Here is a 20,383-nt window from a genome sequence, read left to right as displayed (position 1 = left end):
CTAGCAAAGCCGTACCATGGCGGGCGTGAATGATCGGCTCGTCGTGCGGGGTGCCCGCGTCCACAACCTCAAGAACGTGTCGCTGGATCTGCCCCGGGACGCGCTGATCGTGTTCACCGGGTTGAGCGGGTCGGGGAAGTCGTCGCTGGCGTTCGACACGATCTTCGCGGAGGGCCAGCGCCGCTACGTCGAGTCGCTGTCGGCGTACGCCCGCATGTTCCTGGGCCAGATGGACAAGCCGGACGTGGACTTCATCGAGGGGCTCTCTCCGGCGGTCTCGATCGACCAGAAGTCCACCAGCCGCAACCCGCGCTCCACCGTGGGCACCATCACGGAGGTCTACGACTACCTGAGGCTCCTGTTCGCGCGGATCGGGGTGCCGCACTGCGAGGTGTGCGGCGCGGTGATCGGGCGGCAGACGCCTCAACAGATCGTGGACCGGCTCATGTCCATGGACGAGGGCACCCGCTTCCAGATCCTGGCGCCGCTGGTCCGCGGCCGCAAGGGCGAACACGCGGAGCTGTTCCGCCAGCTCGTCGGCGACGGCTACAGCCGCGTCCGGATCGACGGCGACACCTTCCCGCTGACCGAGCTGCCGGCCATCGACAAGAACCGCAAGCACGACGTCGAGGTGGTGGTGGACCGGGCCGTGGTGCGGCCCAATGCCAAGCAGCGGATCACCGAATCGGTGGAGACCGCGCTGGGCCTGGCCGGCGGCGTGGTGACGATCGACTTCGTCGACCTGCCGGCGGGCGATCCTGAGCGCGAGCGCCGGTTCTCGGAGAAGATGGGGTGCCCCAACGAGCACGACGTCAACATCGACGAGCTGGAACCCCGCCAGTTCTCCTTCAACGGCCCCTGGGGCGCCTGCCCGGACTGCTCCGGCCTCGGCACGCTCCTGGATCCGGACCCCGAGCTGATCATCCCCAACGACGACCTGTCGCTGGCCGACGGCGCGCTGGCGCCCTGGAACACCCCCACCATCAAGGCCCACTACGAGCACGTGCTCCGCTCACTGTCCGAGGAGCACGGCTTCTCCGTCGACGTGCCCTGGCGGGAGTTGAGCGCGGCGGCGAAGAAGGTGCTGCTGCAGGGGGTCAAGGGCAACGTGGTGGTGAGCTACCGCAACCGCTTCGGCCGGGTGCGGTCCTTCTCCCAGAAGTACGAGGGGATCATCCCGTTCATCCGCCGCCGCTACGACGAGGCGGAGACCGACGCCGCCCGCGACCGGTGGGGCGGCTACATGCGCGAGATCAACTGCGCGGCCTGCGACGGGGCGCGCCTCAAGCCCTCCAGCCTGGCCGTGACCGTGGCGGACCGGACCATCGCAGACCTGTCGGCCCTGTCCATCGGTGACGCCGCGACCTTCCTCGCCACGCTGGAGCTGACGGAGCGGGAGGCGACCATCGCCGAGCGCCTGGTCAAGGAGATCAACACCCGCCTGCGGTTCCTTCTCGACGTCGGGCTGGACTATCTGACGCTGTCGCGGGCCGCGGGGACGCTCTCCGGCGGTGAGGCGCAGCGCATCCGGCTGGCCACGCAGATCGGCTCCGGGCTGGTGGGCGTGCTCTACGTCCTCGACGAACCCAGCATCGGCCTGCACCAGCGGGACAACCTCCGCCTCATCGAGACCCTCCACCGGCTCAGGGACCTCGGTAACACGCTCATCGTCGTCGAGCACGACGAGGACACCATCCGCGCGGCGGACTGGGCCGTCGACATCGGCCCCGGGGCGGGCGAGGGCGGCGGTGAGGTGGTGGTGTCCGGCCCGGTCGAGGCGTTGCTCAACCATCCCGAGTCCCGCACCGGCGCGTACCTCTCCGGCCGCCTGTCCATCCCCGTGCCCGCCATCCGCCGCCCCGGCAACGGGAGTCAGATCGTGGTGAGGGGCGCGCGGGAGCACAACCTGCGCGGCGTCGACGTCGCCTTCAACCTGGGCCAGTTCATCGCCGTCACCGGGGTGTCGGGCTCGGGCAAGTCCTCGCTGGTCAACTCGATCCTCTACACCGCCGCCGCCAAGGCCATCTACGGCGCCAAGGCGGTGCCGGGGCGGCACAAGTCCGTGCAGGGTCTGGAGCACATCGACAAGGTCATCCAGGTGGACCAGTCGCCGATCGGCCGGACCCCCCGGTCCAACCCCGCGACCTACACCGGCGTGTTCGACAAGATCCGCACGCTGTTCGCCAAGACCCCCGAGGCGAAGGTCCGCGGCTACCAGCCGGGACGGTTCTCCTTCAACGTCAAGGGCGGCCGCTGCGAGCACTGCATGGGCGACGGCACCATCAAGATCGAGATGAACTTCCTGCCCGATGTCTACGTGCCCTGCGAGGTGTGCCACGGCGCGCGCTACAACAGGGAGACCCTCGAGGTGCACTACAAGGGCAAGACCATCGCCGAGGTGCTGGACATGCCCATCAGCGAGGCGGTGACCTTCTTCGAATCCATCACGTCCATCGCCCGCTTCCTTCAGACGCTGACCGAGGTGGGTCTCGGCTACGTCCGATTGGGGCAGCCGGCCACGACGCTCTCGGGCGGTGAGGCGCAGCGGGTCAAGCTGGCCGCCGAGCTGCAGAAGCGCTCCACGGGACGGACGCTCTACGTGCTCGACGAGCCCACCACGGGCCTGCACTTCGAGGACATCCGGCGCCTGCTCGCGGTGTTGCAGCGTCTCGTCGACGCCGGCAACACGGTGGTGACGATCGAGCACAACCTCGACGTGATCAAATCAGCCGACTGGGTCATCGACATGGGGCCCGACGGCGGCAACCGGGGCGGGCAGGTGATCGCGACGGGAACCCCTGAGGAGATCGCCGTCACCGAGGGGTCCGCCACGGGAACGTTCCTCAAGGCGCTCCTCGACCGCGCCTGAGCCGAGGCTGCGGTGCCGTGGCGGGTCGGTTGGTCCTTGAGCGCTGTGGTCAGGTTGGACGTCGTGTGGTGGGGGCCGGGCCGCCCATGGTGCCGGCCGCGGCGTTTCGCGTTGGCCGTCGTCGAAACACCCCGCACCCGGTGCAGGGAGCCCGGACACGAGGCACAGGCGGCCGCTCTCCCCACGTCAGTACGCATTCGCCAGCTGGCCTGGAGTCAGGTATCGAGGCCGCCCGTGCCTCGTCTCCCGTCTCCCTGCACTGGATTGCCCGTGGCATGGTCGCGTTCGGGCGCGACCCGGCAGGGCGGCCCTGGGTCGAGCCTGTCTGGGCGGGAAGCCAGTTGGGTGATCGTCGGGTTGGGCACCGCTGCGCAGTGCCGCCCTGCCGTTTCCCGCCCTCGCGTCCATGGCGCGTTGCCCTAGCAAGTCCGGTTGCCTGGCTGTCACTTCTGGTGCCGTAGTCGACACCAGAAGTGACGGTCAGCGCTCCTGCCTCCAACTCCGTCCCGCTAAGAGTCAGAGGTGGCGGCGTAGTCGACACCAGAAGTGACATTTAGGCTGTCGGACCCAGCCCATCGACACGCAGGGAGGTCCAAACCCCTGGGGCATTCTCGGTCTGCAGAGTGGTGTCAGCCGGAGATGATCAGGTCGGTGCCCGATTCGGTGAGGGTGGCGCGCACCAGCGGGTCCGTGGCCGGGCCCTGCAGCGGCGTGCCGTCGAGGAGCGCGAAGAGCGAGCCGTGGCACTTGCAGAAGATGCCGTCGTCGCGCACGTCGGAGACAGTGCAGCCCTGATGGGTGCATCGCGACGAGAAGGCGAAGAACGCGCCCTCCTCGGGCTGGGTGACCACGAACCCCCCGTCGAGCACCAGACCGCCGCCGACAGGCACGGAATCCTTGCTCACCGTGACCTCATCGGCGGGGGCTGAGCTGGACGACGTCACATCCGCCGCGCACCCGGCCAGCAGGGCGGTGGCGATGGCGGCACCGGCGGCGATCAGCTCTCTCCGCGTGGTCATGGGCCCACCCTACGCACCTACACTAGCCGGCATGGCCGATCCCGCGAGCTACCGCCCTGCTCAGGGCAGCATCCCCACGGATCCCGGCGTCTACCGCTTCTTCGACGCGTTCGGCAACGTCATCTACGTGGGCAAGGCCAAGAACCTGCGCCAGCGCCTCAACTCCTACTTCGCGGACCCGTCGGCCCTGCACTTCCGCACCCAGACCATGGTGCGCACGGCCGCCAAGGTGGAGTGGACGGTGGTGGCCAACGAGTTGGAGGCGCTGCAGCTCGAGTACACGTGGATCCAGCAGTTCGACCCGCGGTTCAACGTCAAGTACCGCGACGACAAGTCCTACCCGTGGCTCGCCGTGACGATGGCCGAGGAGTACCCGCGCGTGTTCGTCGGACGCGGCGCCAAGAAGCGCGGCACCCGCTACTTCGGCCCCTTCGGGCAGGCGTGGGCCATCCGCGAGACCGTGGACCTCCTGCTGCGGGTGTTCCCGATGCGATCGTGCACCCAGGGCGTGTTCAACCGCGCCCGGTCGTCGGGCCGGCCGTGCCTGCTGGGCGACATCGGCAAGTGTTCGGCCCCGTGTGTGGGGCGGGTCACCGCGGAGGAGCATCGCGTGATCGCAGAGGACTTCTGCTCCTTCATGGGCGGCAACACCGGCGGCATCATCGGCCGCATCGAACGCGACATGTACGCGGCCTCGGCCGAGCTCAACTTCGAACGGGCGGCCGTGCTGCGGGACTCGCTCGGAGCGCTCAGGCGCGTGCAGGAGAAGAACTCGGTGGTGCTCAGCGACGGCACCCGCGCGGACATCGTCGGCCTCGCCGACGACGGGCAGCAGGTGGCCGTCCAGGTGTTCCACGTCGTGGACGGGAGGATCCTGGGCGAGCGCGGCTGGATCGCCGACCGGGCCGACGACCGCCCACTGACCGAGCTGCTGGAGGCGTTCCTCGAGACCGTCTACACCGACGACCTGGAGATCCCGCCCCACATCCTCAGCTCCGTCGAGGCCGAGCGGACGCTGGTGGAGCACCTCAGCCGGCGGCGTGGGTCCAAGGTGTCGATCAAGGTGCCGCTGCGGGCCGAGAAACGCGCCCTGCTGGACACGGCGGTGAAGAACGCCGAGATGGCGCTGACGCAGTCCAAGCTGCGCCGCGCCTCGGACCTGACGACGCGCAACGCTGCGCTCGACGAGATCGCCGACGCGCTCGGGCTGGCGGACCCCCCGCTGCGCATCGAGTGCTACGACATCTCCCACACCATGGGTTCCGAGGTGGTGGGCTCGATGGTGGTGTTCGAGGACGGGCTGCCGCGCACCAGCCAGTACCGACGGTTCATCATCAAGAGCTTCGAGGGGTCCAACGACGTGGCCGCCATCAGCGAGGTCCTCAGCCGGCGGGTGCGTCGCCTGCTCGACGAGCGCTCCTCCGACGTGAAGGTGGACGCCACGACGGGTGAGGCGGCCAGGTTCGCCTACCCGCCGGCCCTCATCGTCGTCGACGGCGGCCTGCCGCAGGTCAATGCCGCGGCGGCGGTGCTGCGCGAGGCCGGCCTCGACGGGGAGATCGCGCTGTGCGGGCTGGCCAAGCGGCTCGAGGAGGTGTGGGTGCCGGGGGAGGATTTCCCGGTGATCCTGCCCCGGGCGTCGGAGGGGCTCTACCTGTTGCAGCGGCTGCGCGACGAAGCCCACCGCTTCGCCATCACGCATCACCGGTCGCGGCGGGCCAAGCAGGTGGTCGAGTCCGTCCTCGACGACGTCCCGGGCCTGGGCGACCTACGGCGCAAGGCGCTGCTCACCTACTTCGGCAGCCTACGGAAGCTGCGGTCGGCCAGCGTCGAGGAGATCGCCGCCGTGCCGGGTTTCGGCCCCCGGCTCGCCCAGACCGTCAAGGCCGCCGTGGCCGACACGGGCGGCGAGGCGATCAATCTCACCACGGGCGAGGTGACGCAGACGTGACCCGATTTGAACATCGTTCAATCTCCAGGGCAAGATGGGGCCACCCCGTACCTCAGGAGCACGACATGACCACCACCACCGCCCCCTCCGTCCGGAGCTTCGCGCCGGCCGACCTCGCCTACGTCGCGGTCTTCGCGGCCCTGATCGCCGCGCTCGCGCTGACGCCCGCCATCCCGATCGGCAGCCTCGGCGTCCCCATCACGCTGCAGACCCTCGGGGTCGCGCTGGCCGGACTCTGCCTCGGGGCGTGGCGGGGCGCGGCGGCCGTGGGCCTCTATCTGCTCGTCGGTCTCGCCGGGCTTCCGGTGTTCTCCGGAGGCAAGGCCGGCCTCGCCGTCCTGGTGGGCCCCACCGGCGGATACCTCGTCGCCTTCCTCGTCTCCGCCTTCGCGGTGGGCCTCGTCGCCCAGTGGGTGGTGCGTCGCGGCCTGAGCCCGTGGACCCCGGTCCTGTTCTTCCTCGGCGTGTTCGCCGCCCGCGTGCTGATCATCTGGCCCCTCGGCGTGGTCGGCATCGCGCGCGCCGTCGGCAAGCCCGTCGGAGACATCTGGCTCAGCGACCTGGCGTTCTGGCCGGGCGACATCCTCAAGGGCATCATCGCCGCGCTCATCGCCTACGCCGTGCACAAGGCCTTCCCGAGGCTGCTGGGCCGATGATCAGCCTGCACGCGGTCACCGTCGTCATCCCGGCCGTGCGCCGGGGCGACGCGGACCACGTGCTGCTTCACCCCCTCACCCTCGACCTGTCCGAGCGACGCATCGCGGTGGTCGGGGCCAACGGGTCGGGCAAGTCCACGCTGCTGCGCCTGCTCAACGGCCTGCGCACCCCGACGGCGGGGACGGTCACCGTCGACGGGCTGGACACGGTCAAGGACGCCAGGGGGGTCCGGTCCCGGGTGGGCTTCGTCTTCACGGACCCGTTGGCGCAGCTGCTCATGTCCACCCCCGTCGAGGACGTCGAACTCAGCCTCCGCGGCCGGATCAAGGGTCGCGGAGAGCGGACGCGCCGCGCCCTGGACCTGCTCGAGGGTCGCGGACTGGGGCATCTGGCGCACCAGAGCATCTACGACCTCAGCGGCGGCGAGCGGCAGCTGGTCGCGCTCACCAGCGTGCTCGCCGTCGACCCGGCGATCCTGGTGGCCGACGAGCCCACCACCCTGCTCGACCTGCGCAACAAGCGGGCGCTGCGACGCACCTTCGCCGGCCTGGACCAGCAGATCATCTTCTCCACCCACGACCTCGAGGTCGCGGCGGACGCGGACCGCGTCCTGGTGCTGCACGAAGGTCGCGTCATCGCCGACGGGGCCCCCGCCGCGGCCCTGGCCGCCTACGAGGACGTGCTGGTGTGAACGCGCACGCGTCGCTGCTCGGGCTGTACGAGCCGGGGGAGGGCTGGCTGTTCCGGCTCCCCGCCGGCGCGAAGTACGTCCTGATGCTCGCCGTCACCGTCCCGCCGCTCGTCGCGGGCACGTGGTGGGCCACCGCGGCCGCCCTGATGGTCGTGCTGGGGCTGCTGTGGACCTCGGGCATCACGCCGTGGCGCGCCCTGCGCATCGGGTGGGTGCTCTGGATCCTGCTCGCCGTCATGGCGGTCTACCACCTCATCTCGCTCAACCCCGGCGCCGCGGTGGTCCAGTCCGGCACCATCCTCGTGGCCGTCCTCGCCGCGAGGATGCTGACCCTCACCACGTCGACGCCGGTGCTCATGGACGCGCTCGGCGCGGCACTGGGCCCGGTCCGGTGGGTCAGGCTCGACCCCCGGCAGGTCGCGTTGGCGGTCGCCCTCATGATCCGCTCCGTGCCCTACCTCATAGGGTCCATCGACGACGCCCGCGACGCCGCCCGCGCCCGAGGCCGGGACCGTAACCCGGCCCTGCTCCTGACGCCCGTGGTGGTCGGGGCCGTGGCGTACGCGGAGCGCACCGGTGAGGCCCTGCACGCCCGCGGACTCCCGGACGACGCCTGACCGGAGCGCATCGGGGCGCGCTCAGGATGCCTCCGGCTACTAGGCTGGCGCCATGACCGATGCCCCGCAGGAGATCGCCCTCATCACCGGCCTGTCCGGCGCGGGCCGCCGGACAGCGGCGCACACCATGGAGGACCTCGGCTGGTACGTGGTGGACAACCTGCCGCCGGTGATGCTGCCCAGCCTGGCCCAGACCCTCCGCGGCTACGGCACCCGGCGGATCGCCGTCGTCGCCGACGTGCGCTCCCGCGAGCAGTTCGAGCAGCTCCCCGAGGCCATCGACCGCCTCAAGGCGGAGGGCGCGACGGTGACCACCGTGTTCCTGGAGGCCGCCGACGACGTCATCGTCCGGCGGCAGGAGTCCAACCGCCGGCCGCTCCCGCTGCAGGGCGGCGACCGGCTGATCGAGGGCATCGAGCGCGAACGAAGGCTCCTGGCGGACCTGCGGGCAGACGCGGACATCGTCGTAGACACCACCTACCTGTCCGCCCGGCAACTGACGCAGCGGGTGGCCAACCACTTCGGCGACGAGGCCACGGACAAGCTCAAGATCGCCCTCATCTCCTTCGGGTTCAAGAACGGGGTGCCCATCGACGCGGACATGGTCTTCGACGTCCGATTCCTGCCCAACCCGTACTGGATCCCCGAACTGCGCCCCAAGTCCGGCCTCAGCAAGGACGTGGCGCAGTACGTGCTCAAGCACGACGCGGCGCAGACCTTCCTGGTCGCCATGGTCAACCTCCTCGAAGGGGTGGCGCCCGGCTACCTGGCGGAGGGCAAGCGTCAGGTCACCGTCGCCATCGGCTGCACCGGCGGCAAACACCGCTCCACGTCCATGAGCGAGGACTTGTCGCTGCGGCTCCAGGGTCGCGGCTTCCCGACCACCGTGCTGCATCGGGACCTGGGCAAGGAATGAGCCTCCAGCATCTTCCGCGGGTGGTGGCCCTGGGCGGCGGACACGGCCTCGCCACGTCGCTGACGGCGCTGCGCCGCGTGACGGACCGGCTCACCGCGGTGGTCACGGTCGCGGACGACGGCGGCTCCTCCGGCCGCCTGCGGCAGGAGCTGGACTGCCTGCCGCCGGGCGACCTCCGGATGGCGTTGGCCGCGCTGTGCTCCGACGACCACGTGGGGCGCACCTGGGCGAGCGTGCTGCAGGCCCGCTTCCACGGTGACGGGCCGCTCGGCGGCCACGCCATCGGCAACCTGCTGATCGCGGGCCTCTGGCAGCAGCTCGACGATCCCGTGGCAGGGCTGGACATGGTGGGGGACCTGTTGCGGACCCGCGGCCGGGTGCTGCCCATGAGCTCGGTGCCGCTGGACATCGAGGCGGACGTCGTGGGCCTGGACCCGCTGGCGCCCGACGAGGTGTGCACACTGTCCGGGCAGGCCACCGTCGCGAAGACGCGGGCCACCGTGCAGTCCGTCCGGCTGATCCCGGACCGCCCCCCCGCGCGGCCTGAGGTGCTGGCCGCCGTGCGCGAGGCGGACAGCGTGGTGCTGGGCCCGGGATCGTGGTTCACCAGCGTGATCCCGCACCTGCTCGTCCCGGAGCTGGCCAAGGCGCTGCTGGAGACGGACGCGCAGCGGGTCCTGGTCCTCAACATCGCTCCTGCCGAGGAAACCGACGGCTTCTCACCGTCACGGCACATCGAGCTCCTCGCGGAGCACGCGCCGGGCCTGATGCTGGACGTGGTCATCGCCGACAGCAGCTTCGCCGACACCGATCACCACCTCGAGGCCTACATCCGCTCCCTGGGCGGGACCCTCGTCACCGCGGACGTGAAGTCGCGCGACGGGTCGCCGACGCACGACCCGAACCGGCTCGCCGCGGTGTTCAGCGAGGTCCTCGGCCGCTGAAGCTGTGCCGGGGGGTGTGGCAGACTGCCCGCATGGCCCTGACCCAGAAGGTGAAGTCCGAGCTCGCCACCGTCCTCGCGCCGCACCCCTCCGTGCGCCGCGCCGAGGTCGCGGCGATGCTGCGCTTCGCCGGCGGCCTGCACCTGGTGGGGGGCCGCATCGTCGTGGAGGCCGAGCTGGACACCGGCTCCGCCGCACGCCGCCTCCGCACGTTCATCACAGACCTGTACAACGTCGAGAGCGACCTGCTGGTGATCAACGGCTCCGGGGTGCGCCGCGGCCCCCGCTACACCCTGAGGGTCGTCCGCGACGGAGAGCAGCTCGCGCGGCTCAGCGGGCTGGTGGACCAGCACCGCCGCCCCGTGCGGGGGCTGCCGCCGTCCGTGGTCGGTGGGTCCCTGGCCGACGCGGTCGCGATGTGGCGGGGCGCCTTCCTGGCCCGCGGGTCGCTCACCGAGCCAGGCCGGTCGATGTCGCTGGAGATCACGTGCCCCGGATCCGAGGCGGCGCTGGCACTGGTCGGCGCGGCGCGCCGGCTGGGCATCTCGGTCAAGGCCCGGGAGGTACGCAACATCGACCGCGTCGTCATCCGCGACGGCGACGCCATCGCCGAGCTGCTCACCCGCATGGGCGCGGGGGAGACGCGCCTGGCCTGGGAGGAGCGGCGCAAGCGACGCGAGGTGCGCGCCAGCGTCAACCGCCTCGCCAACTTCGACGACGCCAACCTGCGCCGGTCCGCCCGCGCCGCGGTCGCGGCGAGCGCCAGGGTGGAACGTGCGCTGGAGATCCTCGGCGAGAACGCTCCGGAACACCTGCGCACCGCGGGCGAGCTGCGGCTGGAACACCGCCAGGCCAGCCTGGAGGAACTGGGGCGCCTGCACGAGCCGCCGCTGACCAAGGACGCCGTCGCCGGCCGCATCCGCCGGCTCCTGGCCACCGCGGACAAGGCCGCCGAGGACGCGGGGCTCCCCACGACCGAGGCCAGCCTTCCCGCGGACATGGCAGACGACGACTGACCCCTCCCCGCCCGCGGAGGCAAACGACCCCCGCTCTTGCCGCGCGTCGGCATCTGGATAGGATGAGGGACGTCCGCATGCGCTTCTCGCGCAAGGTAGCTGAAAGGGATCGATTTCCTCATGACCGTAAAGGTTGCAATCAACGGCTTTGGCCGTATCGGCCGTAATTACTTCCGCGCGCTCGTCGCGTCGGGTGCTGATCTTGATGTCGTCGCCGTCAACGACCTGACCGACAACAAGACGCTGGCCCACCTGCTCAAGTACGACTCGATCCTCGGACGCTTCCCCGGCGAGATCACCTTCAACGACGACGCGCTCACCGTCGACGGCAAGGAGATCAAGGCCTTCGCGGAGAAGGACCCGACGAATCTGCCCTGGGGTGACCTGGGCGTCGACATCGTCATCGAGTCCACCGGATTCTTCACCGACGCCACGAAGGCCCAGGCCCACATCGCGGCCGGCGCCAAGAAGGTGCTCATCTCGGCCCCGGCCAAGAACGAGGACATCACCATCGTCATGGGCGTCAACGACGACAAGTACGATCCGGCGGCGCACAACATCATCTCCAACGCCTCCTGCACCACCAACTGCCTCGCCCCGATGGCCAAGGCGCTCAACGACGGCATCGGCATCGTCAAGGGCCTCATGACCACCATCCACGCGTACACGCAGGACCAGAACCTGCAGGACGGCCCGCACAGCGACCTGCGTCGCTCGCGCGCCGCGGCCCTCAACATGGTCCCCACCACCACCGGTGCGGCCAAGGCCGTGTCGCTGGTGCTCCCGGAGCTCAAGGGCAAGCTGGACGGCTACGCCATGCGCGTGCCCACCCCCACCGGCTCCGCCACGGACCTCACCTTCGAGGCCGCCCGCGAGACCACCGTCGAGGAGATCAACGCGATCGTCAAGGCGGCCGCGGACGGCAAGATCCTCGTCTACACCGATGACGAGATCGTCAGCAAGGACATCGAGACGGATCCCGCTTCCTGCGTGTTCGACTCCAAGCTCACCAAGGTGATCGGCAACCAGGTCAAGGTCCTCGGTTGGTACGACAACGAGTGGGGCTACTCCAACCGCCTCGTCGACCTGACCGTCCTGGTCGGCTCGAAGCTCTGATCTGACTCCCAGTGGTCGATACGACGGCCCTGTGATCCCCGACCGGGATCACAGGGCCGTCGTCGCCTCACAACACCTATGAAGAAGAAAGGCTCACTGTGAAGTCTGTTGCAGATCTGACAGATCTGGCCGGCAAGCGGGTACTCATCCGCTGCGATTTCAACGTCCCGCTGGACGGTGACAGGAACATCTCCGACGACGGCCGCATCCGCGCCGCGCTGCCCACGCTCAATGCGCTGCGCGAGGCCGGCGCCCGCGTCGTCATCATGGCCCACATGGGCCGCCCCAAGGGCCAGGTCAACCCCAAGTACTCGCTGGCGCCGGTCGCCGAGCGGCTCGGTGAGCTGCTCGGCGTCGAGGTGAAGCTGGCCGACGACGTCGTCGGCGAGTCCGCCGCCGCGACGGTCGCGTCGCTGGCCGACGGCGATGTGGCGCTCCTCGAGAACGTGCGCTACGAGCCGGCTGAGGAGTCCAAGGACGAGGCGGCCCGCCAGGAGTTGGCGGCCAGGTACGCGGCCTTCGGCGACGTGTTCGTCTCCGACGGTTTCGGCGTGGTGCACCGCAAGCAGGCGTCGGTCTACGACGTCGCGAAGCTGCTGCCGAACATGGCGGGCTTCCTGGTGGCCAAGGAGGTCGACGTGCTGCGCCGGCTCACCGAGACCCCCGAGCGCCCGTTCGTGGTGGTGCTGGGAGGCGCGAAGGTCGCGGACAAGCTCTCTGTGATCGACAACCTGCTGAAGGTCGCCGACACGCTCGTGATCGGCGGCGGCATGGTCTTCACCTTCCTCAAGGCCCAGGGCCACGAGATCGGCGACTCGCTGCTCGACGAGACCAACCTCGAGACCTGCCGCGGCTACCTTGAGGAGGCCAAGGCCAAGGGCAAGACGATCCTGCTGCCGGTCGACGTGCGCATCGCCGACGGGATGGACTTCGACGCCCGGGAGGTCACGGGAGAGGTGGACGTCGTCTCGGCTCACGCCATTCCCGCTGGGAAGCAGGGCCTGGACATCGGCCCGGAGTCCGAGAAGCTGTTCGCGGATGCCATCACCGGCGCCAAGACGGTGTTCTGGAACGGCCCCATGGGCGTGTTCGAGATCGAGGCACTGTCGCACGGCACGGCCGCTGTGGCCGAAGCACTGACGAAGGTCGACGGTCTCTCGGTGGTCGGTGGCGGAGACTCCGCCGCGGCCGTGCGGGTCCTCGGCCACGCCGACGACGAGTTCGGCCACATCTCGACGGGTGGCGGCGCCTCCCTCGAGTTCCTGGAGGGCAAAGAACTGCCCGGCATTTCTGTACTGGAGGAGAACTGATGACCCGCAAGCCGATCATGGCCGGTAACTGGAAGATGAACGTCGACCACATCGAGGCCACCGGACTGGTGGAGAAGATCCACTACGCACTGCTCGACAAGGACTACGACCCGTCGAAGTCCGAGGCCGTTCTCATCCCGCCGTTCACGGACCTGCGCACCGTGCGCACTCTCATCGACGGCGACCGCCTCCCGTTCCAGCTCGGTGCGCAGACCGTCTCCGAGCACGACAACGGCGCCTACACCGGCGAGATCTCCACCTCGATGCTGGTCAAGCTCGGGGTCTCCTACGTGGTCGTGGGCCACTCGGAGCGCCGCCAGTTCTTCGGTGAGACCGACGCGATCATCAACGCCAAGGCCGCCAAGGCCCTGGCCGCGGGCATCACGCCCATCATCTGCGTCGGCGAGGGCCTGGACATCCGCAAGGAGGGCCGCCACGTCGAGTACACGCTCGAGCAGGTGCGCGGCACCCTGGCCGGCCTGACGGCCGAGCAGGTGGCCGGTCTCGTCATCGCCTACGAGCCCGTGTGGGCCATCGGCACCGGCGAGGTCGCCACCCCCGAGGACGCACAGGAGGTGTGTGGCGCCATCCGCAAGGAGGTCGCCGCACTGTACGACGGGCCCACGGCTGAGGCCGTGCGTATCCAGTACGGCGGCTCGGTCAAGGCGGACAACGTCGCGCAGATCATGGCCCAGCCCGACGTCGACGGTGCTCTCGTCGGTGGCGCCAGCCTGAAGCCGGACGAGTTCGCGGCGGTCGTGCGGTTCTACCAGTTCTGAGGCTCGGCATGGGGAAGCGGCGCGGGCACCACGCCCGCGCCGCTCTTTCCGTTCCGTGGCCCGGCTGCGGTGGGCGAAGCAGGGCCGAATGTGGATTACCGGGCCGCGTCGGATAGTCTTGACGGCGTGATTGTCCCCCTCGTGTCTTGGCCGGTGACGACGCTCTCGATCATTGCGATTGTGCTCAGCGTGTTGCTCGCGGCCACTGTCCTTTTCCACAAAAGTCGTGGCGGAGGAATGTCAGATCTGTTCGGTGGCGGAATGTCGACCTCCATGGGTGGGGCGTCGACGGCGGAACGCCGGCTCGACCGCATCACGGTCGTTCTGGCACTGGCCTGGCTTCTGACGATCATCGGGCTTCTGGTGCTGTACCGCATCGGCGCCTGACCCCGGCACGACCCTTCATCACTGCTCTCAAGGAGAAACACAAGTGGCAGGTGGCAACGCCATTCGCGGCAGCCGTGTCGGCGCCGGTCCCATGGGTGAGGCCGAGCGGGGGGACACCGCTCCGCGGCTCCACGTCTCGTACTTCTGCGCGAGCGGTCACGTGACGCGTCCCGCGTTCGCGATCGACGCACCCATCCCCGAGTCCTGGGACTGCCCCAGGTGCGGGCTCCCGGCGAACACGGACGCGGACAACCCTCCGCCTCCGCCGAAGATCACCCCGTACAAGACGCACCTCGCCTACGTGAAGGAGCGCCGCTCAGACGCGGAAGCCGCTCAGATCCTCGAGGAAGCCGTCACGTCGCTGAGGGCGCGGCGCGCCTCAGGCGAGATCATCTACTGATCCCGACGCCCGGCGGCGCTCTTCAGAACGGGCAGGAGTACTGCTCGGGCAGACCGGAGGCAGCCGGGTCGTCGAGGTACCAGAAGGTGGCCACCTCGCCTCGGATGTGGGCAGCGGGAAGGCTGAGGTCGCCCTTGAGGGCGCGCGCGAGGGCGTCTGCCTTCGCCTCGCCGGTGGCCATCACCCAGATCTCGTCGGAGCGGTTGAGGGCCGGAATGGTCAGGGTGATCCGCTCCACCGGCGCCTTGGGTGCCTCGGTCACACCGATGACGTTGCGGGTGGTGGGATCGAAGCTCGGGTGGCCGGGGAACACGGAGGCGACGTGGCCGTCCTCACCCACGCCCAGCAGCGTGACGTCGAAGTGGGTGTCACCCAGTTCCGCCTCGTAGGCGGCGGCGCACTCGTGCGAGTCCTTCCGGCCGTCCTGGGCCGCCATCATGTGCGTGTCGGCCGACTTGATCGACACCGTGCGCGCCAACCGCGACACCGCCTGCAGGGAATTGCGGTCCGGGTCCGTGGCCGGCACGAACCGCTCGTCCCCCCACCACAGCTGCAGCTTGGCCGCGTCCAGCTCTGAGCCCTCCGCCAGCTCCGCGAACCGTTCGTACATGGCGTTGGCGGCGTTGCCGCCGGTGAGGCACACGTGCACGATGGGCTGCGTCTCCTGCAGCTCGATGAGCCGATCCAGCAGCCGCTGGGCCACGAGGTCGCTCACCTCGTCGGCCCGGGGCATCCGGATGACGCGGGTGTACACGTCAGCGGGCCTCGGCGTCGGCGACGATCTGCGCGCTCGCGGCCTCGAAGATGTCGTCGGCGTCCATGCGCTGCAGTTCCTCGGTCAGGAGGTCGGTCAGGGGACGACGGCGGAGGGCCACCGTGCGCTGTGGCTGGTGTGGCACCTGGTAGAGGGCCGTGCCCTCCGCCACCCGTCGGACGGTGATGTCGCCCTCGGTGGTGGTGAGCCGAACCTCGTTGACGCCCGGGCGGTCGCCGTCGAGGCGCTCCACCGTCACCCCCAGCCGGTCGCTGAGCCACGCGGCCAGCAGCGTCGCGGGGGCGTTGTCCGGGGCGGCCATCACCATGGCGCCCGTCACCTCGGCCTGGGTCTGATCCATGGCGGCCGCGAGGAGCGCGCGCCACCGCGTCAGCCGGGTCCAGGTGAGGTCAGTGTCCCCCGGAGCATGGTTGCGGGCCCGGCGCAGCAGGGCGTCCTGCGGGTCGTGACAGCCCGCAGCATCGGTGATCCTGCGGTCCGCAAGACCGCCGATGGGATCGTCGGCCAGGTGGTCCGGCGCCTCGTGCGGCCACCACACGATGGTGGGGGAGTCCGGGAGCAGCAGCGGCAGGCAGATGGAGTCCGAGTGGTGGCGCAGCTCGCCGTGTAGGCGCAGGACGATGAGGTCGCCCGGAAGGCCCTCGCCCACCTCGATCGTGGCGTCCAGCCGGGCCTCAACGGCGTCGGTGTAGGTGACGACGATCACCCGCGACGGATGTGCGGTGGCGGATGCCTTGGCGGCGCCCAGCACCTCGTCGAAGTGCTCGTCGGTGGTGACGATGAGGAGCGTCAGCACCAGGCCGCTCGCCCCCGCGGTGCGCTTGGCGCTGATGAGCGCGGACGCCACGTCGCGCGACGACGTGTCTGTCAATTCGATGATCATGGGTGGCTCCTCACGGCCTGCGCCAGCTGAAACCGTCACGGGCCAGCATCTCGTGGGCGGACGCGGGTCCCCACGTGCCGGACTGGTACTGCTCTGGCTGATCCTCGACGGAGGCCCAGTAGTTGATCACCGGGTCCAGGATCTTCCAGCTCAACTCCACCTCCTCCTGCTGCGGGAACAACGGCGGGTCTCCGAGCAGCACATCCAGGATGAGCCGTTCATAGGCCTCCGGCGACGACTCGGTGAATGAGCCGCCGTAGCCGAAGTCCATGGAGACCTCGCGGATCTCCATCTGCGTGCCGGGGACCTTTGCGCCGAACCGGAGCGTAACGCCCTCGTCGGGCTGGATCCGCATCACGAGGGCGTTGGTGCCGAGCTCCTCGGTGTCGGTGGCCGTGAACGGCAGGTGGGGGGCGCGCTTGAAGCTGAGCGCCACCTCGGTGACGCGACGCGGCATCCGCTTGGCTGAGCGGAGGTAGAAGGGGACGCCCGCCCACCGTCGGTTGTCGATGTCCACCCGCATGGCTGCGAAGGTCTCGGTCCTGGAGCCCTCCGGCACCCCGTCCTCCTGCAGGTACCCGATGACTGGCCTGCCGCCCTGCCAGCCGGCGGCGTACTGGCCGCGGGCGGTGTGCAGGTCGTAACGGTCCGGGACCCGGGCGGCGGCCAGCACCTTCTGCTTCTCCGCGCGCAGCTGGCCGGCCTCGAAGGACGTCGGCTCCTCCATGGCGGTCAGCGCCAGAAGCTGCAGGAGGTGGTTCTGGATGACGTCGCGGGCGATGCCGATGCCGTCGAAGTAGCCCGCCCGGCCACCGATGCCGATGTCCTCCGCCATGGTGATCTCGACGTGGCTGACGTAGTGGTTGTTCCAGATCGGCTCGAACATCTGGTTGGCGAACCGGAGCGCCAGCATGTTCTGCACCGTCTCCTTGCCCAGGTAGTGGTCGATGCGGAACACCTCATGGGGCTGGAACAGCGCCGAGACCACGTTGTCGAGCTCCCGGGCGGAGGCGAGGTCGTGCCCGAAGGGCTTCTCGATCACCACCCGGTTCCAGTTGGCCTCGTCTCGCTCCGTCATCCCGTGGCGTCGCAACTGAGTCATGACCTGCTCGAAGCTCGACGGCGGGATCGACAGGTAGAAGGCGTGGTTGCCGCCCGTGCCGCGGGCGTCGTCGAGCTCCTGGATGGTGGCGCGAAGGCGGTCGAAGGAGGCGTCGTCGTCGAAGGTGCCGGGCACGAACCGGATACCCTCCAGCAGTTGCTCCCACACCTCCTCCCTGAAGGGGGTGCGGGCGTTCTCCTTCACCGCGTCGTGGACCACTTGCGCGAAGTCCTGGTCCGCCCAGTCCCGCCGGGCGAATCCCACCAGGCCGAAGCCCGGCGGCAGCATGCCGCGGTTGGCGAGGTCGTAGACGGCCGGCATCAGCTTCTTCCGCGACAGGTCACCGGTCACCCCGAAGATGACCAGGACACAGGGCCCGGCGATCCGCGGAAGCCGACGGTCCTGAGGGTCGCGCAGCGGGTTCTCATACGTGTTCATCATGGCCAACCCTAGTCCCCGTTCCTCGGATTTGGCAGGATGGTTTCAGCTCGGCCTCATCCGGCGGTGCACATCTGCCGGTGCACCGTGTAGGGCGGCCACGTGAACGACTCCACCACGGCGCAGCCGTCGAGGGGATCCACCGAGATCATCCAGGTGGTGCCTGGGCCGGGCCGAACGGCCGATTCGGTCCGTAGGCCGCCCTCGTCGATCCATGTGATCCGGGCGTGCACCCGACCCCGGGGACCGACATCGAGCGCCAGTCGCCGCGCGTCCTCCCACAGCGACTCGTCCCGAAGGCCGAGCGCGATGGCCCCGATGTGTCCTGTGCTGGCGAACGTCTGGTCGATGACCAGCGAGTCGCCGACGCGGGCCCGGTCGGCCAGGCCGACGAGCAGCGGCGGGGGGTGGGGTGTCGCAGGGCGCTCCTGCGCCTGCCAGGTCCAGGTGGCGGCCAGGGCCGCAGCCAGAACCACGACCGAGCCCCCGAGGCGGCGCGACCGCGCCATCCCTGCCCATGCGGCCAGCATCAGCGCGAAACCGAAGGGCAGCAGCAGGAGGTAGCGAGGATAGAACATCGGAGTCACGACGGCAGAGACGACCACGTTGGCGGCCACCGGGATGATGACCAATGCCACTCCCAGCAACGGTTCCCCCGAGAGGCGCCTCCCGCCCCCCAGCAGTACCACGATCAGCACCCCGACGAGCGCCCAGAACCAGAGCCCCCCGCTGGCAGATCCGTACAGGGCTGTGACCGACTCCACCGTCGCGGGTGGAATCCACGAGAGTTGTCCAGTGGTCACGCGGCTTGACAGAAGCAGGCTGACAGGGATTCCGGCCGCGGTGCTCCAGGCGAGCAGCGGGGCCCACCGGGCCCGTCGCCGCATCCGCACGGCGACGTGGATGACGTGGATGAGGACCGCGGGCGCCATCAGCATGTTCATCAGGATGGCCATCGTCAGTGCCGCGCCGTAGAGAGCCCATGTCCCTCCGCTGGGAGTGCCCGCCATCAACAACGCCGTGGCGACCATGAAGAACGCCGTGACGAGTGTGTAGCTCCGAGCTTCGAGAAGATAGGGGCTCAGCAGCGGGTTGACCAGGAGGAACATGCCGGCCACCAGCCCGGCGGGCACACCCCACCACCGGGTGGCCAACCAGGCGGTCACACCGATGGACACACCGCCTGCGACGAGGCTGACGGCGCGCAGAGCGGTGAGGGACTGGGCGAGGGGAGAGACGAGAACGTAGTAGACCACCATGGTGCGGTCCACGTGCCCGGTGGCCCGCCAGAGGTCGGCAGGCGGAAATGAGGCGAAGATCATCGTGGCCGCCTCGTCCCGCCACGCTGCCCGATCGTCAAGGTGAGGAGCCCAGACGACGATCGTCGTCACAAGCATCAGTGCGGCGACCAGCCAGGGCCACCAGAGGCGGCGGATGATCGTCTGCACGGGCCCAGCTTGCCGCATGTGCGGGCCGGCAGGGGGGACGGTCTGCTTTGGGCACCCTCGCGCCGCGCGATAGACTGCCGGGAGCTAACTGAGAAGGAATGGGGTGGGTGTGGCCGTCGGCTCCGTCGCTGCGTCCCCGGGGGCCCGCTTCCTGGATGTGGTCAAGGCGTACATCGCCCTCACGAAGCCGCGCATCATCGAACTCCTCCTGGTGACCACCGCACCGGCGATGTTCCTCGCCGCCGGTGGCCTGCCCCCGTGGCGGCTGATCGTCGTGGTCATGGTGGGCGGGCTCTTCGCCGCAGCGTCGGCCAACACCTTCAACTGCGTGATCGACGCCGACATCGACGAGGTGATGCGGCGCACCCGGCGTCGTCCCGTGCCGAGGCATCAGGTCTCCACGCGCAACGCGCTGATCTTCGGCGTCGTGCTCGGCATCCTGGCCACCCTGGTGCTGGGCCTCGGAGCCAACTGGCTCTCCGCCGTCCTCGCGTTGGTGGCCAACGCCTTCTACGTGTTCGTCTACACGATGTGGCTCAAGCGCCGCACGTGGCAGAACATCGTCTGGGGCGGGATCGCCGGGTGCTTCCCTCCGCTCATCGGATGGACTGCCGTGACCAACCGGATCGACTGGGCGCCGCTGATCCTGTTCGCCGTCGTGTTCCTGTGGACGCCTCCCCACACGTGGGCGCTGGCCTTCCGGTACCGCGACGATTACGCCGCGGCCGGGGTGCCCATGCTGCCCGTGGTCTCCACGCCCCCGCGCGTCGCGGCGCAGATCTTCTGGTACACGCTGGGCACCGTCGCGGTGTCGCTGCTGCTGTGGCCGGTCACCCCCACGGGGCCGCTGTACCCGATCGTCGCGGGGGTGCTGGGGGTCGTCTTCCTGGTCGAGGCGGGTGCGCTGTGGCGGCGTGCACGCTCCGGCGCCGATGGGCCGCAGCTGAAGGCGATGCGGCTGTTTCACTGGAGCAACACCTACCTGGCGCTGCTGTTCCTGGCGGTCGCGATCGACCCGCTGATCTTCTAGGGTCCGCCGCCGCGCGCCGCGGACTATCGTCGGGG

The 20,383-nt window shown here is 69.6% G+C and carries 19 protein-coding genes; 14 read left to right on the top strand and 5 right to left on the bottom strand.

Going from position 1 to position 20,383, the window contains the following annotated elements; genetic code table 11:
* Positions 1-16 precede the first annotated feature (16 nt).
* A complete protein-coding gene (gene uvrA / locus ACZK5N_RS03510; RefSeq protein WP_459020103.1) occupies positions 17-2,869 on the top strand; it encodes an excinuclease ABC subunit UvrA in 2,853 nt (950 codons plus the stop codon).
* A gap of 629 nt (positions 2,870-3,498) precedes the next feature.
* Here the strand turns inward: uvrA and ACZK5N_RS03505 are convergent.
* Entirely contained in the window at positions 3,499-3,888 is a 390-nt protein-coding gene (locus tag ACZK5N_RS03505; RefSeq protein WP_459020102.1) for a Rieske (2Fe-2S) protein, read from the bottom strand.
* 31 nt (positions 3,889-3,919) lie between these two features.
* On the opposite strand from ACZK5N_RS03505, the gene uvrC reads away from it, so the two are divergent.
* From uvrC to ACZK5N_RS03445, 12 genes are all read left to right on the top strand, one after another.
* The gene (gene uvrC / locus ACZK5N_RS03500) at positions 3,920-5,839 is read left to right on the top strand and encodes an excinuclease ABC subunit UvrC (protein WP_459020101.1); all 1,920 of its coding nucleotides are present in this window, start codon (positions 3,920-3,922) and stop codon (positions 5,837-5,839) included.
* A 65-nt stretch (positions 5,840-5,904) separates the two neighbouring features.
* On the top strand, positions 5,905-6,495 hold the full coding sequence (locus ACZK5N_RS03495) for a biotin transporter BioY (RefSeq protein ID WP_459020100.1): 591 nt from the start codon (positions 5,905-5,907) through the stop codon (positions 6,493-6,495).
* The gene (locus ACZK5N_RS03490) at positions 6,492-7,187 is read left to right on the top strand and encodes an energy-coupling factor ABC transporter ATP-binding protein (protein ID WP_459020099.1); all 696 of its coding nucleotides are present in this window, start codon (positions 6,492-6,494) and stop codon (positions 7,185-7,187) included. The genes ACZK5N_RS03495 and ACZK5N_RS03490 overlap by 4 nt, the downstream gene beginning before the upstream one ends.
* Positions 7,184-7,804: a CbiQ family ECF transporter T component gene (locus ACZK5N_RS03485; RefSeq protein WP_459020098.1), complete on the top strand. Its 621-nt coding sequence runs from the start codon at positions 7,184-7,186 to the stop codon at positions 7,802-7,804. Before ACZK5N_RS03490 ends, ACZK5N_RS03485 begins: the two co-directional genes overlap by 4 nt.
* Positions 7,805-7,856: 52 nt before the next feature.
* A complete protein-coding gene (rapZ, locus tag ACZK5N_RS03480) occupies positions 7,857-8,720 on the top strand; it encodes an RNase adapter RapZ (RefSeq protein ID WP_459020097.1) in 864 nt (287 codons plus the stop codon).
* Entirely contained in the window at positions 8,717-9,664 is a 948-nt protein-coding gene (locus ACZK5N_RS03475; RefSeq protein WP_459020096.1) for a gluconeogenesis factor YvcK family protein, read from the top strand. The genes rapZ and ACZK5N_RS03475 overlap by 4 nt, the downstream gene beginning before the upstream one ends.
* Before the next feature lie 32 nt (positions 9,665-9,696).
* Positions 9,697-10,680, top strand: coding sequence for a DNA-binding protein WhiA (gene whiA, locus ACZK5N_RS03470; RefSeq protein WP_459020095.1), 984 nt, complete (start codon positions 9,697-9,699; stop codon positions 10,678-10,680).
* Positions 10,681-10,800: 120 nt separating this feature from the next.
* A complete protein-coding gene (gene gap, locus ACZK5N_RS03465) occupies positions 10,801-11,796 on the top strand; it encodes a type I glyceraldehyde-3-phosphate dehydrogenase (RefSeq protein ID WP_459020094.1) in 996 nt (331 codons plus the stop codon).
* Positions 11,797-11,894: 98 nt separating this feature from the next.
* Positions 11,895-13,106, top strand: a complete 1,212-nt coding sequence (locus tag ACZK5N_RS03460) for a phosphoglycerate kinase (protein WP_459020093.1) — start codon at positions 11,895-11,897, stop codon at positions 13,104-13,106.
* Entirely contained in the window at positions 13,106-13,885 is a 780-nt protein-coding gene (gene tpiA / locus ACZK5N_RS03455; RefSeq protein ID WP_459020092.1) for a triose-phosphate isomerase, read from the top strand. The genes ACZK5N_RS03460 and tpiA overlap by 1 nt, the downstream gene beginning before the upstream one ends.
* A gap of 126 nt (positions 13,886-14,011) precedes the next feature.
* On the top strand, positions 14,012-14,272 hold the full coding sequence (secG, locus tag ACZK5N_RS03450) for a preprotein translocase subunit SecG (RefSeq protein ID WP_459020091.1): 261 nt from the start codon (positions 14,012-14,014) through the stop codon (positions 14,270-14,272).
* Between the two features lie 43 nt (positions 14,273-14,315).
* Positions 14,316-14,672 carry an RNA polymerase-binding protein RbpA gene (locus ACZK5N_RS03445; RefSeq protein WP_459020090.1) on the top strand — a complete coding sequence of 119 codons (357 nt, stop codon included), beginning with the start codon at positions 14,316-14,318 and terminating at the stop codon, positions 14,670-14,672.
* A 22-nt stretch (positions 14,673-14,694) separates the two neighbouring features.
* On the opposite strand, the gene pgl is transcribed toward ACZK5N_RS03445, so the two are convergent.
* From pgl to ACZK5N_RS03425, 4 genes are read right to left on the bottom strand one after another with little or no spacing between them, the layout of a single operon-like run.
* Entirely contained in the window at positions 14,695-15,426 is a 732-nt protein-coding gene (gene pgl, locus ACZK5N_RS03440) for a 6-phosphogluconolactonase (RefSeq protein WP_459020089.1), read from the bottom strand.
* A gap of 1 nt (position 15,427) precedes the next feature.
* The gene (locus tag ACZK5N_RS03435) at positions 15,428-16,330 is read right to left on the bottom strand and encodes a glucose-6-phosphate dehydrogenase assembly protein OpcA (protein ID WP_459020088.1); all 903 of its coding nucleotides are present in this window, start codon (positions 16,328-16,330) and stop codon (positions 15,428-15,430) included.
* A 10-nt stretch (positions 16,331-16,340) separates the two neighbouring features.
* On the bottom strand, positions 16,341-17,873 hold the full coding sequence (zwf, locus tag ACZK5N_RS03430; protein WP_459020087.1) for a glucose-6-phosphate dehydrogenase: 1,533 nt from the start codon (positions 17,871-17,873) through the stop codon (positions 16,341-16,343).
* A gap of 53 nt (positions 17,874-17,926) precedes the next feature.
* Complete coding sequence (locus ACZK5N_RS03425) at positions 17,927-19,318, bottom strand: glycosyltransferase family protein (protein WP_459020086.1); 1,392 nt, start codon at positions 19,316-19,318, stop codon at positions 17,927-17,929.
* Positions 19,319-19,421: 103 nt separating this feature from the next.
* On the opposite strand from ACZK5N_RS03425, the gene ACZK5N_RS03420 reads away from it, so the two are divergent.
* A complete protein-coding gene (locus ACZK5N_RS03420; protein WP_459020085.1) occupies positions 19,422-20,348 on the top strand; it encodes a heme o synthase in 927 nt (308 codons plus the stop codon).
* The last annotated feature ends 35 nt before the right edge of the window (positions 20,349-20,383 follow it).

Source organism: Tessaracoccus pujii (assembly GCF_055326215.1).
The sequence above is the reverse complement of the archived record's forward strand: the minus strand, read 5'-3'. Positions and strand labels throughout refer to the sequence as shown.